Below are 16,051 nucleotides of genomic sequence, written 5' to 3'. Positions count from 1 at the left end.
AAGATTTTGCCCACCTCTGGGCAAAACAGTACATTTGTACTATAATAGATATAGCATCCACAAATCCTAGTGCAGTGCAACTATGATCAAGCATTACATTCTCAACCTCAATCCAACTGCCAAGCACGAATGGGATCGCTGTATTTTACGTGACCCACTGACTGCAAAACGTCCAGATTTCTCCAGATTAATTGCCGAAGCAGTTGGTGCTGATACAGGAAGTTATTTAATCAGCGTAAATATTGAAGTACAGGTATTAGAACAAGCCGCAGTACCCCAAGCTGAACAACTTTCACTGTCTTTTCCAGAGGTAGCTGTTCAATCACCCATGAGGGAAGCGGCATAAAGGGGGAGCAGAGAAGGGGAGAAACTTACCACTGTAATTGAATTGGCCCACCAAACTTCCGCATCTCTGCAAAAAATTGTCCTTGCGCTCCTCCGTCTGGTAGCGTTGCTAAATAGACTGCTGTTTCTGCGCCTTCTTCTGCGGTGAATGGCGCATTCTCACCTCCCATATCAGTTTTCATCCAACCAGGAGAATAGGTATTGACGAGAATATTCTCGTTTTGGAGTTCCCTAGCTAGAAGTATAGTTAGCCCATTGATCCCGACTTTGGAAAGTCTATAGGAAGGTGCTAGGGGGTAGTAGTCACTGCCCATTGTATGCAAAGAAGCCATTTCAGTAGAAACGTTAACAATGCGACCGTAGTTGTTGAGTTTCATCAAGGGAATTAAAGCTTGAGAAATTCTCAGTACTGCGAGAATATTGGTGTTAAATGTAGCTTGCATTGTTTCTAGCCGAACAGTCAATAAGCTGGATTCTTCGGGTGTGGCGGTAGGATTAATACCAGCGTTATTCACCAGAATATCTACCTTACCGTAGGTTTGCTGTAGCCATTGGGTAAATTGTGTAACACTAGTATCACTATTTACATCAAGTACATGATGGTTGATATCTAGCCCTTCACCAGATAACTGCTGCTTGGCTGCTAGACCATCTGTTTCATTACGGCTGGTTAACACAACATGAATACCGTTTTGAGCCAATTTTCGGGAGATAGCATATCCTAAGCCACGATTGCTACCTGTAACTACGGCAATCTTGGTTTGAGTTGTCATGTTGATAACTTTTAAATAACTGTTAGTTTTACTTTACTGAGATGTTATAAATTAATCAAATTGATTGAAATAATGTGTTTCATCGATGGGATTAATAGATTTATCTGCCGTTGATCTCAACTTGCTGGTTGCTTTTGAGGCACTTTTTGAAGAAAAAAGTGTGACAGCCGCAGCTACAAGACTGTATTTAGGGCAACCAGCCATGAGTGCGGCTTTAGGAAGGTTACGCACGCTATTTCAAGATGATCTATTTATCCGAATTGGCAGGGAAATGCAGCCTACAGCGAAAGCAGTGGCAATTGCACCCGGTATCAAAGGGGCTTTACAACAAATTCGGCACACATTAGCAGCCAGCCAAACATTTGATGCCACAACTTCTCAAACCACTTTTACAATAGGCAGTTCAGATTACACCAGCCATGTTGTAATGCCCAAACTTTTGCAAGTTTGCCATCAAATAGCACCAAAGATTAATTTTCGCTTGATTGGTTTTGCCAAAGACTCGGTAGGAGAACTATTAGAAAATCGAGAGATTGATTTAGCCTTGGGTGTGTTCCAAAATCCACCCAGGCAAACGATACAGATGCCATTATTTGCAGAACACTTTGTTGGCATCTGTCGCCGAGGGCATCCTGTGATTACTCAAAATGCGATCGCACCAGAAAATTTTGCTAATCTGCTCCATGCTCTGTTTACCATCAGACAAGATGAAGTTGGTGAAATCGACAAAGTTTTGGCTCAGTCCAATCTCCAACGCCGCATTGTTTTGACGACCCCCCATTTACTAGTGCTACCAGCAATTATTTCATCTAGTGACTTAGTGGCTGCCGTGCCATCACGGTTAGTAACATCCTTGGCAGATCAAGGTGCAGTAGAAATTTTTGAACTGCCTATACAAACACAACCGTGGATGATTTCAATGTTGTGGAGCCGACTAACAGATCAGGATCAGGCAAATTGTTGGTTACGACAGATGCTCAAGAGTATTTGCGAGGAAATTTAAAACACAAAATTCCTAGAGTCGTTCAAAGCGTTAGCAGATACATTGCGTAACCTCACTAACTCCAAAGCCACACGTTGACCAGCAGTACCATCTAAGTCAATTAAAACTGAGGTGTCTGTTCCTGCTGTTTGCAACTGCAAGTAACCGCCGGCAATGGCTGTGGCGAAGTTCAAGTTACTCAAATCTAAACTCCGCCAGAGTGCTTGTAAGACAATTTTATCTGTACCAACGGCAAAGTCTGTAATTGTATCGCCGCTATCAGCAAGGCTGGTATAAACAAAGCTATCTGCACCAGCACCACCCGTCAGCACATCTGCACCTCTCAAGCCGGCAATCAAATCATTGGCAGCCGTACCCCGAAGATTATCAGGATATGCTGTGCCATTAATTACAGATGCTTCATAAGCTCCAATATCTACCCGACCATTAGAAATACGTCGATAACCACTACCACGTTGATCAAAAGGTATGCCTTCGGTAGTATTGCCATCTCTATCTAAATCTGCAATGTCAGCAGGTATATCGGCGTTGTTACCTCCGTTAATGGCGGGACTGCCATAAACTAAGGCGTGGGTTTTGACTGGGCCGCCATTGTCACGCAGGATAGTATCGATAACTTGGGAAATGCTGACTTGCAGTTGTTCACTGGGATTAAAGCCTGTGCTGCCATCAAGGTTGCCAATGAGGTTATAGCCGTTGCTGATAAAGTTACCTACCACATCGGGGTTAACTGCGCCAGGAATGCCATCGTTGTTGCCTGCTATGATGCTGTTTTTGATGGTGGCTGTACCTGTTGCTGAGTTGTAGATACCTGCACCGCTAAATACAGTGTTTTCATCATCATAGTAAGACTTGTTGAGGGCGATCGTGCTGTTGCTGACGGTTAAGGTGCCAGAGTTATAAATTCCACCACCTTCGGAGTAGGACTGGTTGCCACTAATAGTACTGTTAACTAAAGTTAGAGTGCCAGAGTTGTTAATGCCACCGCCAATGCCTGCGATGTTGTTGTTAATGGTGGTGTTAATTACAGATGCAGTGCCGTAGTTGAGGATACCACCTCCTAACCCTACTGAGTTATCACTGATGGTAGAACTAATGATGGTTATGGTGCCATAATTAACAATCGTGCCATTTGCGGCTCCATCTGGATTGGAATTACCAGTGATAGTACTTCTAATAACTGTAAGATTGCTAGATGCTGAGTTATAGATGCCATTGCTGTTAATATCTCCCGTAAAATCTAAACCTCCTATGTTGCCGCTGATAGTGCTGTTGCTTAGTGTGACGTTGCCACTACCTCTAAGGACTGCACTACTGAGACCTGCGCTACCGTAGTCTGAGGAGTTATTACTGATAGTGCTGTTAGTTACAGTTGCGGTACCAAAAATACTAAGACCAGCATTACTAGAGTCGTAGTATGAATAGTTGCCATTGATTATGGTTTTATCTATCTTGCTGGTGCCATTAGCAACAAGTCCGCTAAAACTTCTACCGCTATTGTAATTAATCGAGCTGTTAGTTACTGTTAGGGTTCCTGAATGGATGACTCCACTTGACCAATAAGAAAAATTATTATCTATGTGGCTGTTGCTGATAATCAATATACCTGAGCTATCAATGCCAGCTCCAGCGCCACCAACTGCGATCGCTATATTATTACTAACACTACTATTTTTGATGGTTAGGCTGCCACTACTCACAATGCCGCTGAATGCAATGTACTCTTGGTTGTCTGACTGATTGTCATCAACATGGCTATAATTCAAAGTTACAGTGCCAGTATTGTAGAGGCCAGTACCACCACCTGCGCCTCGGTTATTGTTGATAGTGCTGTTTTTAGCTGTTAAAGTCCCAGTGTTATATATACCTGCACCGTTGCCTAAGCTATCGGGGGAGTAGGAGTCATTGTAGTACCCGGCAGAGTTGCCATTAATGGCACTGTTGTTAAGAGTGACAATACCAGCGTTGTAGATACCACCCCCATCACCTGCATAAAAGAAACCCTCAGCATCAACTTGGCCTGCATAGTTAGCTGTAACGCTGCTGTTGTTGACCTTTAAAACTCCAGAGTTCGAGTTATAAATGCCACCACCATTGTTGCCGGAACTGTCTTGACCACCAGAAAAGTTATTGCGAATGGTGACATTTCTTAATGTCAGATTACCGGCATTGTAAACGCCGCCACCTCCTCTTGTATCTGTGGCATAGCCATTAGCAATTGTTAACCCTTCAATGTCAACGGTGATGCCGTTAGCAATTTCAAATACACGAGATATGTTGTTGTCTTGAGCAAAATTGTAGTTACCGCTGATGGTGAGCAAGTTTGAACCTCTACCATCAATGCTGAGGTCATCGGCTATGAACAAACTACTACCGCCAAGGCTGATAGTATCGGCAATGTTGTCGGTGAAGAGTCCGCCTGTAAATCTGATTAAGTCTTTGCCGGCTGAGGTGTTGGCATTTAAAATTGCTTGCTGTAATGAACCAAGACCACTGCTTTTAGTGTTGGTGACGTTAAAAGTAGCCATTGTTTATCTCACTCCTGTTGGTTTTGGTTGTGTCAGCAATATGAGTAAGCTTTTTGGCTGCTTACTTTCGCTAAACACACAAAATGACGGCGCTGTTAGGAACAGTGCTTTTTGGGTACGGGAACAATGAATGACAATTCTGGAGAGACACCAGTTAGATGAGGCTGGTGTAGACTAATTGCATAAAGTGGAGCAGGGAAAAGTAAATCAAGATTAGGAAATTAAAATCGCCTATTCTTTTTGGTTTTTATTGGAAAAACCAATATTTGCTTTTGCAATAAGTCTGGTTTGGGAGTTGATCAGCACTAGTTTTGAGGGTAATCGCGAAAATTTACTTAACCCAATGAATTTAGGTGATGATTAAGATTTTACTAATACTCTTTTGAGAGAATATTAAGTAAGATTACGTAATTAGTTTGTGGAGCGATCGCCCTTTTTAATCTGCGTCAAAATCAAGTCTGCAAATATAGTTTTTTGTGGCGATTTCAGTACATTTTTACTATAATAGATATATCAAGTAAAGTTCTCAAAAAAGCAATCTTTTCGCTACTCTTAGAAGAAGTTTGAAAGCAGAGAATAGAAGTATTTTTTAATACTTCTGATATCTCTTTTGCCAGGTGATGAATTGAGATTTTCAGAGGAAGAATAGTTGATGATGCAAATGAGTCATTATCCATCTGCGATCGCTCAGGCTGCTCAACGTGTAAATGAACTAGACTCGCAGTTGATGGCCGTACAGCACCAAATTAACCGCTTTGAAGGGAATGCAGATCGGGCGGCGGCTTTTGATGTAGATTTGAAAAATGATGCTCAACGCAAGGCGCGGCGCTTTGAGGTATTACTGTTGAATCACGAATATCAAAAGGCGATAGACACACAAATTCAGCTGACTATGGAAAAAGCTAATGCGATCGCGCATTTAGAATATCTGCGTAACCAGTTTAGTGTAGCGAAGTTAGAGGCAAGATTAGCGATCACGCAACAACTCACTGATTATGAATCACGGGAATTAGTCGGTTTGTAGTATCTATGTAGAGACTTTGCATTGCAAAGTCTCTACTGTAAGATTTATGCAGCTTGATTAGATTCAGCCAAGCTAGAACGCGCATTTAAAGACAGCATCACGCGGGAAATACCTGTAACCACAATGCTAGAACCTAACAATGTCCCTAGTAGCCAAGGTGCGTTACTGGGAAACTGGAACCAAATAAGTACGCCTAAAAATAGGGTAATAATGCCATTACCTAATACCCATGTCCAGTTTTGTTGGGGACGTAAGCGGAATGCCAAAATTAACTCGAATGTACCTTCTGTGAGCAAAAAGCTACCGAGTAACAGGGTGAGTGTGAGAATACCTGTTCGAGGATAAATTAATAGCATCACACCTGTAGCAATATAAAGTGCGCTTAAGAGAATTTTCCACAGAAAACCTCCTTCGCGGCGGGTATGAGTTGCATAAACGAGTTTGGCAAATCCCGCAGACATCAGAATTAGCGCCACCCAACTCTCAGCAAATATAGTTGTAATCACAGGTAAGGCGATCGCGATAATCCCTAAAATAATTAAGAGAGCGCCAATTACAATTGAAGTATTAACTTGCTTGTTAATATCGCTAGACTGATTGATATTATTAGTAACATCGTTTGTCATACAAAATTTTTCCTTAATCTTGAGTAAAGTCTAAGATTAGGTTAAAAATTTTTGTTGAGGCTAAACAGAGTCTTAAGGTAGACACATTGGTAATAAATTAATCCTGAGTATCCTCAAAATCTACGACCTCAGTATTACTCAAATCTATTTTCCCTGAAAACAACAGTTGAGCAATTTGCTGGTTAATAGTTGCAATCTCAAAACGCTGTCTAGCCATATTCCTGGCATTATCAGCGATAGTTGCAGTTATTTCTATGTCCTCAAGACAGGTGTTAATTACTTTTGCTAGTTCCTGGGGTTCTCCAGGTGTGGTTAAAAAACCATTTACGCCATGTTCAACTAATTCCATAGCGCCGCCTGCTTTGGCTGCGACTATCGGTGTACCGCACAACATCGCCTCAACGATGACTCTACCAAATGGTTCTGGTGCGGTGGAAGTATGAGTAACTAAATTACAAGCTGACATTAATTGCGGAATATCAGCACGAAATCCTAAGAATTTGACACGATTTTCTAAACCCAGTTTGGCGACTTGTTGATGTAATTCTTGGACATAATCTTGTTCTCCAAATAAGGCATCACCTACTAAAATCGCTGTGACTTGTGGCGGACACTGTGCTAATGCTGCAATTAAAATATGTTGTCCTTTCCAGGGAGCGAGTCGGCTGAAATGTCCAATTACAAATTTATCTTGTAACTCTAATTTTTGCTGGAGTTTTTGAATTTCAACATCAGAAATTTGATATTTTTTACTATCAAAACCGTTATAAACAATTTCTGTTAATTCTGCCTTGCCTCCAGCTTGTACAAATGCTGTTTGACTAGCCTGAGAATTAGTAATGACTAATGATGCGAAAATATTAGCTAAGGTAACAGCTACTCGCAAATTAATTGAGCTAAAGTGTTCTAAGGAAAGAATATCGTGTAAATGATAAACTAAGGGACGATGGGCTAAAAAACTAGCTAATGCGCCGATAACTAATGCTTTTTGAGTATTGGCATAAATTAAATCGTATTTTCTGGCAATTTTAGTAACTTTAATTAATAAAGGTACGAGTTGGATGAAGCTGGCTAATATTTGGAATAAATTACTTTGCTTTTGAACTTTAATTGGTTGTTTAGCTAATACTTCTACAGGGATTTTATGTTGCTGGAGTAAGGTTTTAAAGTCGCCATCGGCAAACAAGCCAACTAAAGCGCGATCGCTATAGGGTTTAGCAATATCAATTAAACAAAGTTCTGCACCGCCAGGCTTACCACTTTGGTCTAGAAATAGAATTTTCATATAATATTTATACTTGATAAAATTTCAATTTTGAGATAAAAGCACATCTCGTACTTTTTGAGCTATAAAAGACCAATCATAGTGAGTAATAGCATATTCACGACAAGCTTGACGAGAAGGAATTTGAATTTGTCCTGAAAGTATATTTTCTAATTTTTCAGCTATTGCTGAAACTTCGATTGAACTAGTAATTAAATCTGGAGAAAATTGAGTTAAAATTTCTGGCATCCCTCCAACTGGTGTACATATAACTGGGGTTCCACAAGCTAAAGATTCAACAACTGCTAAACCAAAGCCTTCAAAAGATTGACTAGGCATCACAGTTAATTCAGCAGCTTGGTAAGCTATAGGTAATTGCTCATCTGGTAGAAATCCTAAAAACTTTACTGTATCTTCTAAGCTTAATTCTTTAGCTTGCTGTTGGAGTTCATCTTGCATGTAACCACGACCAGCAATTGCTAACCAAACATCTGGAATCTTGGGTTTAATGATTGCTAAAGCTTGTAATAATTTATCAATACCCATCCGATAAACTAAGCGGCGAGATGTAAATAATATCCGCCGATTATCTGGCCAGCCTAGTTGTTGTTGCGCCTCTTTTTGTGACAAGTTTGGCTGAAAGCGATGAATATTCACCCCACCAGGAATAATGTGAATTTTTTCCCAAGGTACTTGATATTGTTGATGTAAAATATTGCCAAATGCTTGACTCAAAACAATAAAGCGATCGCAGCGATTATAAGTGTTTTTTTCGATTAACCAACGCTTGATAATCAGACTGATTTTATTACTAGCAACTTCTTGCTGACTTTCTGATGCCCAAGGGCCATGAAAGTTAAAGGTAATAGGGATATTTGGTGGTAAAATATCCATAATCGGGAAGCTATATAATGCAAAATGCAAATTAATTGCATCTGGTTTTTTGATTTTTCTGTTCTGAAAGTTACTGCGAATAGACCAAAGTCTTTGCCAAATTGCAGTATCAGGATTGGCTAAGTTAGTTAACTGAATTGGAGAATTTAAATCAGTCTCTGGTAAACCAACTCCACATAATTCTATTTGGTCTTGACGCTCTGCTAATTGATGAGTTAGTTCATAAACATACCTTTCTAACCCTCCTGGTGTTTTGGGAAACCAGCCTAAACCCAATGTCAGTATAGATGCAGGGTTAGGCTGAAAATTTTCTTTTTTATATTCCACTGACTTCTCTCCTATGATTTTTGAGTGTGCGTATTTTTACTATCACCCTCAGATTAAATACTTTTTCAATTTTGCAGTAGATTAATTCGACTAATACTTATTTCCTGTGATTTTTACAAAAATCAGCACTCTTTGTGTCTTACTATATGCAGATTTTGATTCTAGATATCTAACTACTAAAATTTAAAAAGTTAATCATCAAAGAAAAGATTTTTTTTGCAGAGGACAATAATTTATAAACCATTTATATGCTAGTGTCAAGCAAGATTTGTGTTCTTTAAATTACATCATTTTTTTTCCTAATTTCTCACCAAGTAATAAAAAATATTGATTTTGGGTATAATTATTGATGCTGTGTATTCAGTTTTACTTTTTCAGCTATTTGTCAGTAAATCTTGATACAAATATAAAGATTATTCTAGGAATTACTAGCAGTTACTTGAAAAATTTGTGTGTTTTTCATAAATTTTAGGTAAATATCAATTTTAAAATACCCAGTGTTTGTTATCTATGTAATATGTCCTTGAAGAATTAAGCTTAATTGTTGGAATTTCCAGCAGGCAGACTATATCAGGTGAAACTACACATACCATCTCACCATAGACAGTAGTTGATGATTTCTCCTTAATGCACCAGGGTATTTGAGTAATCTCTATTTGTGTTGATTATATTAGTCAGCATACAACTATCTCTAGTCAATTTTTAGCCAAAATTATGTTAGTGGCAGACTTTTTCATGTGTGTCTAGATGCGAGTAGCCTAAAAAAATAATTAAAAATGTTATGCAAATAAATATACAGATGCACTTGAGAAAAATTTATCGACAACTTAATAAATACATCCAAAGAATATTTAAATCAGGAAATAATCGGCAGTTCAAACCCATATATTTTATGTTGATGGGGATAGCTGTTGTATTTATTGCTTTTACCCTAGACGTAAGTACTGAAACAAGTGTTACGGGTGTAGCTGCAAGTACTTATAAAACATCTTGGATAGGAAATTCTTTTGGCGGTGGCGATAAGTGGGTACAAAATAATATTGAAGCAATGTATGTTGCACCTGATGGCACAGTTTATACTAATAGTCATTGGGATGAAGCTGGTAGAGAAGCAGGCATATATAAAGATGGCAATGTAATTGGAACTTTAGAAAGTACTCACGGCTGGAGTCGCAGTGGTGGTAAGGCGGTAGCAGCCAATAGTAAATATATTTATATTGCCTTAGCGCAAGGCTCAATTGGTAAAACAGATGAAGATTATCCACCGGAAGGGGTAACTTGGTATACTGTCAGACGCTATAACTTAGAGGGAAAACCAGCACCTTTTAATGGAGGAAGGGGTTGGGATAAAAGTATGTTAATTATCAGTAATAAAAGTGAAGTTACTGGATTAGCAACTGCGGGAAATGAGTTATATGTGAGTGATGCTGCAACTAACAAAATTCGCGTCTACAATAGCGAAACTATGCAGGAACTACGTAATTTTAGTGTAGTTAATCCAGGCGCGATCGCAGTAGACAAACAAGCAAATCTCTGGGTTCTGCAAAACCAAAATAAAATTTTGTGCTATTCTTCCACGGGTAAGCAATTACCGCAACAAATTACTAATATCACCAAACCAACGGCGATCGCGATTGATCATCAAGATAGACTTTTAATTGCAGATAACAGTCAGCGTCAGCAAGTATTAATTTACAACATCAAGAATCAGCCTGTGCAAGTTGGCACTTTTGGGAGTAAAGGCGGTGTTTATGCAAGTACGCCTGGGGAAGTGCAACCATTGAAACTATATGGAATTACTGGAATTGGTGCAGATACCGCCGGGAATATCTATGTCAATAGCAATGGATTTAACAAATCCGGTACAGATTTACGCAAGTTTTCACCAGCAGGGAAGCAACTATGGCAATTACACGGATTATTATTTGTTGATAACGCTGATGCAGATCCGCAAACCGATGGTTTAGAAGTGTTCACTAAACAAGAACACTTTTTGATGGACTACAACCAACCGTCAGGTAAGCAATGGACTTACAAAGCTTACACCTTAAATCCCTTCAAATATCCCCAAGATCCGCGCTTACACACTTCCCCAGATGCTACTTTTGTTCGCCGTATTCAAGGTAAGCGGTTTTTATTTCTGACAAATATGTACGCCAGCTTTATGCAAATTTACCGCTTTGACTCGGCGAAAGATGGTAAGATTGCGATTCCTGCGGGGATGTTGGTTGGCACAAATGGCGGTGGTGAAAAATCAGTTAGTGGAAATTGGCCGCCACATCAACCAAATAAAGGAGAATGGATTTGGCGCGATCGCAACGGTAATGGTGCATTTGATCAAGGTGAGTATGATCAAAGTGAAGACTATCCCTATTTAGGTGGTTGGTGGGTTGATAGTAAAGGTGATATTTGGAAAACCTTGCGGACTCAAGATGGAATTGGGATTCGCCACTATCCCCTCCAAGGACTCGATCAATATGGTAATCCCATCTATAGCTATAGTTCTATGCAGAAGCAGAAAACTCCTAGCATGATTACCGATGTGCGCCGCATCGAATACTTAAAAGAAACCGATACGATGTATTTATCAGGCTTTACTGTTGATCATCCAGCGATCGGTGATGATGCTGGAGTCGTCGGTTCTGAGATTCTCCGCTTTGATAATTGGCGTAAAGGTAATAATCCCACACTTCGTTGGCGTGTTGTCATTCCCTACGACACCACAGGTAAGCGCGAAGTCTCCACCGCCGCCATGAGTGTTGCTGGCGACTATGTATTTGCTGTGAAAATGAAAACAGCAGAGGTTTATGTTTACAATGCCAAAACAGGCGCTACTGTCAAAACATTAAAACCAGGCGCAGAAGTTGCAGGTGAAAGTGGTTGGATTGATATACCCCAGGGTATCCGCGCTTTTCGGCGTTCAAATGGTGAGTATGTGGTGTTTGTTGAAGAAGATTGGAAAGGGAAAGTAATTATGTATCGCTTCCAAAGTTAGCTTTTCTTGTAAAAATTAGTATGCTTCATTCAGATCCCCGATTTCTTACATAAGTCGGGGATCTATTTGTATAGTAATAATTTTCAAAAAGTAGGATATTGATACTAAATAACTATATTTATTAACATAAAAAATTGCTTTACATTGCTGGTTGTTTTTTCATCAAATAAATAAATATTGACCTTCCATATATGCGATAAGTGAACTATCATACTAAATACATTTTACAATAATCACTCAATAAACTTTATGTACAGTTGTAAAAAATAAGCTGAAACCTTTGAAATAAAAAGTAAATAGATATAGTTATTATTTGCTTGAGATTGATAGATGAGCAACAATCCAAACCATCAGAAATAAATATCTGAATATATCTATTCACATCCATATTTTTTGACCAAACATATATGAAAATCAAAACTTATTTACAACAGTTACAAAAACTAATTCCTGGAGTTTGGCTGGAGAGAATGCAGTATATTCATTCTAGTTTACTCATACGCTGGATTTTACTTCAAGGCAGTCAGCAATTAACTTTTAACCAAAAATCTGCTATGGTATTTTCTCCTCACCAAGATGATGAAACATTTGGTTGTGGAGGGATGATTGCTCGCAAATGTGAGCAGGGTATTCCAGTAATAGTGGTGTTTATTACCAATGGTCAAGGTTCAGGAAATATAGATACAGAATCGAGAAAGAAAATTATTCAAACTCGCAGACAAGAGGCAATTAAAGCATTAAATGTTTTGGGTGTTGAGACATCAGCAATTCACTTTTTAGATCAAGTAGATGGAGGCTTACAAGAGTTAAATCTCGCAGAAAAACAAGAGGCAATCGCCCAAATATCTGAACTTCTCCAACATCATCAACCAGAGGAAGTTTATGTACCCCACAGAAAGGACTGTCACCGTGATCATGAAGCGACATTTCATCTGGTGAAAGCCGCAATTCAGCAAGCAAACATTAAAGTTGACCTGCTGCAATATCCTATTTGGTTATTTTGGCGATCGCCATTATTTATTATGCTCAAATTATCAGATATAGCCGCCGCTTACAGTTTTTCAATTACCTCAGTGCAGCAGAAAAAAAATCAGGCGATTGCTGCCTATACTTCTCAACTTGCCAGTCTACCTCATGGTTTCGTCAATCGCTTCTTGGGTGCTTATGAAATATTTTTTAAAGTTGAATCTTAATTATTATGTCAGCCTATTAATTGACAACATATTCTGTCAAATTTATCAATTTAGCAGAGTGTAGCAAAATCCATCATCAAAAATGAATGACATCTGTAGAGAAAAATTATTATGAGAATATTACATATTACAAATCATGTCGAAAAAATTGGTAATGGCATCGTTAACGTAGCAGTAGACTTAGCTTGTTTGCAATCTCAAGATGGTCATGATGTGGCTGTAGCTTCTGCGGGTGGCGAATTTGAAACATTACTAGCACGACATAACATCAAACACTGCCAATTAGATCAATCTAGACAACCACTCAATCTCCTCAAAGCTGCTTGGCGTTTTAGCGAGATTGTCCAGCAGTTTCAACCAGATATTGTCCATGCACACATGATGACAGGTGTCGTCCTGGCAGGTATTCTCCGCCAAGCATACCAGTATCATTTAGTATCTACCGTTCACAACGAATTTCAACGTAGTGCTGTCTTAATGGGATTGGCAGATCGAGTCATCGCCGTTAGCCAAGCAGTATCCGATTCAATGGTAAAGCGTGGTATACCTGAAAATAAATTACGCGTAGTTTCCAACGGTACATTAGGTAGTCCTCGTCATCCCAACATTCAAGATTACCAACCTTTACCCTTACATTCCCCAGCCATTACCACTGTTGCCGGGATGTATACTCGTAAAGGCATTGCAGAGTTAATCGCAGCATTTACAAAAATTGCCCCCAAATTTCCCGAAGCACACTTATATTTAGTAGGAAACGGCCCAGACCGTTTTATATTTGAAGCAATAGTAGACAATATCCCCTGCGCCAAACTGCGTCAACGCATTCACTTTGAGGGTTTTCAGCCAGAACCCCAACGTTATATGCTGGCAACTGACATCTTTGTCCTGGCTTCCTACTGCGAATCTTTTGGTTTAGTGCTAACAGAAGCGCGAGAAGCGGGTTGTGCCATTGTTGCCAGTGATGTAGACGGCATTCCCGAAACATTAGATAATCGCCAAGCTGGCATTCTTGTACCACCAAAAGATAGTCAATCTTTAGCCAATGTTTTAACGCAATTACTTGGTGATTCTGTACAACTTCAGTATTGGAAAAACCGCGCCAAACAAAATTTAGAACGGTTCAAAGCTGTACGAGTGCATGAAGAAACAATGAATGTGTATCGTGAATTAGTGAAAAACTATAACGTCCGTACCGTTATGGATACCAAAGAAGTTTTACTCATGAAAACGCCCACCGCACCCATGCGTTAAATTAACTGGGAAGTTATGGTTATGTAAGTCCTGAACTTTTCTTTGTCAGTGCGCTTCCACTGATTTATTATGCTGCGATCGCCACGCAATTAGGCTAATTTTGTGGAGACTCATTCAGTTGTTGTTGAAGTTGTTGAACTTCTGCGATCGATAATCCAGTAATACGAGCCACAACTTCAACTGGAAAACCTTCTCGTAAAGAATTATTGGCAATTTCTCTTTGCTTTCTTGCCTCTGCTTCTTCCTGAATCGAACGGTAAATCACAGATTCTTGCATGATGTCTCTCCGCACTAGACTATAAATTACGTTTTGCTCTAATCTTAACCCAGCCAGAATTGCTGAAGCCGCCATCAGATTTGCCTGTATCGTTGAGTCTTCAATCTGATCGGCAATTTGAGTTGCTTGGCGCAATGTCTCTGCTGGATTGGCAGTCTGTCCCAGAGTAGCAAAGGGCAATAATCCGGGATATTGCAAAAAGAGTGAGGCAGGTTGTTCCCACAACCGAATGACATCAAATTCATGGCGTGTGCGTTCCATTGTGAAACTCGTTTGATAAACTAACTCTGAGCTAGTCTGCTTCAGATAAATCACAACTTGCCGCATCGGTTTAGTAGGATATTTGCGGTACATTCGCACACGGTAATCCAAAACACGGAAGGGAATATTGTTCTTGGGAAGCGTTTGGAACTCGATATGCAAAACAGATTCGTCTGATTCCAGCAAAATCAGGGCATCGGCGCGAATCGGATCGAGAGAGAGTTCAGAGGGTTTAAGTTCTGTCATCGTGACAGACTTTCCTAGCAGCCAACTGGCGAAGTCGGCCGAGAAGTGTTCAGCAAGGAATCGGCAGGTATCGTCATACATGGGAGAGATTGTACAACTGATTATACTGATTTGATTTTGAGTAAATCTAACGTTTGATGAAGTGTGGTAGGGCGATCGCTACAGCTATTAAACGCCGACTGGATCATACAGCTTACTTGGGACGTGAGTTTATGCGAACAGAATTGGCATTGGTGACAGGACAAGACTACGTACAGGATTAAATAGGTTTGTGATGATTTAACGATTCGGGTCAGTGGTTGCCAGGGCCTTTGCATCTCACCGAAGCGGCTTGTGTCAATCCGCTGCACCCGAATTGTTATACTGCGTTCGCTATTTTATCAATTATTCACCACAAATCGTCATCAGTTACCTGCAAAGTCTCATCAACTCTCAGGTAATCAAATAGGTCTTCCCTCACTTCAGGAAAAAGCTCTGAAGTCAGTAAAGTGAAGAGAACTTTTCTTGCTAAATCGTATTGCTTTCGGTTGATTTTCAAATAGTCTGTATCGGTGTCGTCTTCAACAATGTGGACATGAACACGATTTCTAAGCTGACGGAGATATGGCAGGTTTTTAAAGAACTCATCATTTCCTAACGCAACAAGCTTTTTTGATTCAACGCGCTTGCACATTGCATCAAAAGTCATTTCTTCATAAATTTCTGGCTTAATTTTCTCAAAGATTTCCATATCAATTTTTCTCTTCTTCCCATCAGCATCTACAAACTCCTGCCCTGATAACTTACGATAGGACTTCCATGAAGTGGTTGCAGCTTTACATCGTGCGCGAAGCAGATAAAAAAACAGAGCTTCAATAATTGAACACGCTACTATGATGAAGGTCTTTGCGTTTTGAGTCCAAAGAACGGAAGTAAGATTTAAGTCTTCGCCACAGCGGTGTATAAATTCAAGATGTTGAAGTGAGTAAGCAATATTCTTTCGCAGTCCCCTGCACTCTTTCTCTTCATAGTCCGGTATTAAGTAAGTCGGTGGAAAAATTTACA

The 16,051-nt window shown here is 39.7% G+C and carries 13 protein-coding genes and 1 pseudogene; 7 read left to right on the top strand and 7 right to left on the bottom strand.

Annotated features, from left to right (window positions below; translation table 11 throughout):
• Window positions 1-82 precede the first annotated feature (82 nt).
• On the top strand, window positions 83-346 hold the full coding sequence (locus NCWK1_RS12495; RefSeq protein ID WP_103124939.1) for a hypothetical protein: 264 nt from the start codon (window positions 83-85) through the stop codon (window positions 344-346).
• 25 nt (window positions 347-371) lie between these two features.
• On the opposite strand, the gene NCWK1_RS12490 is transcribed toward NCWK1_RS12495, so the two are convergent.
• Window positions 372-1,118, bottom strand: coding sequence for an SDR family oxidoreductase (locus tag NCWK1_RS12490; protein WP_103124938.1), 747 nt, complete (start codon window positions 1,116-1,118; stop codon window positions 372-374).
• 85 nt (window positions 1,119-1,203) lie between these two features.
• On the opposite strand from NCWK1_RS12490, the gene NCWK1_RS12485 reads away from it, so the two are divergent.
• Window positions 1,204-2,121 (top strand): LysR family transcriptional regulator, encoded by a 918-nt coding sequence (locus NCWK1_RS12485; protein ID WP_103124937.1) that lies wholly within the window; start codon window positions 1,204-1,206, stop codon window positions 2,119-2,121.
• Here NCWK1_RS12485 and NCWK1_RS12480 read toward each other — a convergent pair.
• Window positions 2,118-4,649: a beta strand repeat-containing protein gene (locus NCWK1_RS12480; protein ID WP_103124936.1), complete on the bottom strand. Its 2,532-nt coding sequence runs from the start codon at window positions 4,647-4,649 to the stop codon at window positions 2,118-2,120. The two genes, NCWK1_RS12485 and NCWK1_RS12480, sit on opposite strands and share 4 nt — an antisense overlap.
• 652 nt (window positions 4,650-5,301) lie before the next feature.
• Between NCWK1_RS12480 and NCWK1_RS12475 the strand changes: the two genes are divergently transcribed.
• The gene (locus NCWK1_RS12475; protein ID WP_096578356.1) at window positions 5,302-5,673 is read left to right on the top strand and encodes a hypothetical protein; all 372 of its coding nucleotides are present in this window, start codon (window positions 5,302-5,304) and stop codon (window positions 5,671-5,673) included.
• 44 nt (window positions 5,674-5,717) lie between these two features.
• Here NCWK1_RS12475 and NCWK1_RS12470 read toward each other — a convergent pair whose 3' ends face one another.
• The 3 genes from NCWK1_RS12470 to NCWK1_RS12460 form a co-directional block, all read right to left on the bottom strand.
• Window positions 5,718-6,299, bottom strand: a complete 582-nt coding sequence (locus tag NCWK1_RS12470; RefSeq protein ID WP_096578354.1) for an HdeD family acid-resistance protein — start codon at window positions 6,297-6,299, stop codon at window positions 5,718-5,720.
• Window positions 6,300-6,396: 97 nt separating this feature from the next.
• Entirely contained in the window at window positions 6,397-7,584 is a 1,188-nt protein-coding gene (locus tag NCWK1_RS12465) for a glycosyltransferase family 4 protein (protein WP_103124935.1), read from the bottom strand.
• Between the two features lie 24 nt (window positions 7,585-7,608).
• Window positions 7,609-8,784, bottom strand: a complete 1,176-nt coding sequence (locus NCWK1_RS12460; protein WP_103124934.1) for a glycosyltransferase family 4 protein — start codon at window positions 8,782-8,784, stop codon at window positions 7,609-7,611.
• 781 nt (window positions 8,785-9,565) lie between these two features.
• Between NCWK1_RS12460 and NCWK1_RS12455 the strand changes: the two genes are divergently transcribed.
• The 3 genes from NCWK1_RS12455 to NCWK1_RS12445 all read left to right on the top strand — a co-directional run bounded on the left by NCWK1_RS12455 (window position 9,566) and on the right by NCWK1_RS12445 (window position 14,223).
• A complete protein-coding gene (locus NCWK1_RS12455) occupies window positions 9,566-11,779 on the top strand; it encodes an NHL repeat-containing protein (RefSeq protein WP_103124933.1) in 2,214 nt (737 codons plus the stop codon).
• Window positions 11,780-12,186: 407 nt separating this feature from the next.
• The gene (locus NCWK1_RS12450; RefSeq protein ID WP_096578347.1) at window positions 12,187-12,972 is read left to right on the top strand and encodes a PIG-L deacetylase family protein; all 786 of its coding nucleotides are present in this window, start codon (window positions 12,187-12,189) and stop codon (window positions 12,970-12,972) included.
• Between the two features lie 111 nt (window positions 12,973-13,083).
• Complete coding sequence (locus NCWK1_RS12445; protein ID WP_103124932.1) at window positions 13,084-14,223, top strand: glycosyltransferase family 4 protein; 1,140 nt, start codon at window positions 13,084-13,086, stop codon at window positions 14,221-14,223.
• Window positions 14,224-14,317: 94 nt separating this feature from the next.
• Here NCWK1_RS12445 and NCWK1_RS12440 read toward each other — a convergent pair whose 3' ends face one another.
• A complete protein-coding gene (locus tag NCWK1_RS12440; protein WP_103124931.1) occupies window positions 14,318-15,088 on the bottom strand; it encodes an Rpn family recombination-promoting nuclease/putative transposase in 771 nt (256 codons plus the stop codon).
• Window positions 15,089-15,183: 95 nt separating this feature from the next.
• On the opposite strand from NCWK1_RS12440, the pseudogene NCWK1_RS12435 reads away from it, so the two are divergent.
• Window positions 15,184-15,270, top strand: a pseudogene (locus NCWK1_RS12435) (DUF4346 domain-containing protein); the annotation flags it as partial.
• Window positions 15,271-15,395: 125 nt separating this feature from the next.
• Here NCWK1_RS12435 and NCWK1_RS12430 read toward each other — a convergent pair.
• Window positions 15,396-15,737, bottom strand: a complete 342-nt coding sequence (locus tag NCWK1_RS12430; protein WP_103124930.1) for a hypothetical protein — start codon at window positions 15,735-15,737, stop codon at window positions 15,396-15,398.
• Window positions 15,738-16,051: the final 314 nt, after the last annotated feature.

Origin of the sequence: Nostoc cycadae WK-1 (assembly GCF_002897135.1) — a bacterium.
Lineage (GTDB): Bacteria > Cyanobacteriota > Cyanobacteriia > Cyanobacteriales > Nostocaceae > Nostoc_B.
This window is presented reverse-complemented; position numbering and strand designations above follow the sequence as displayed.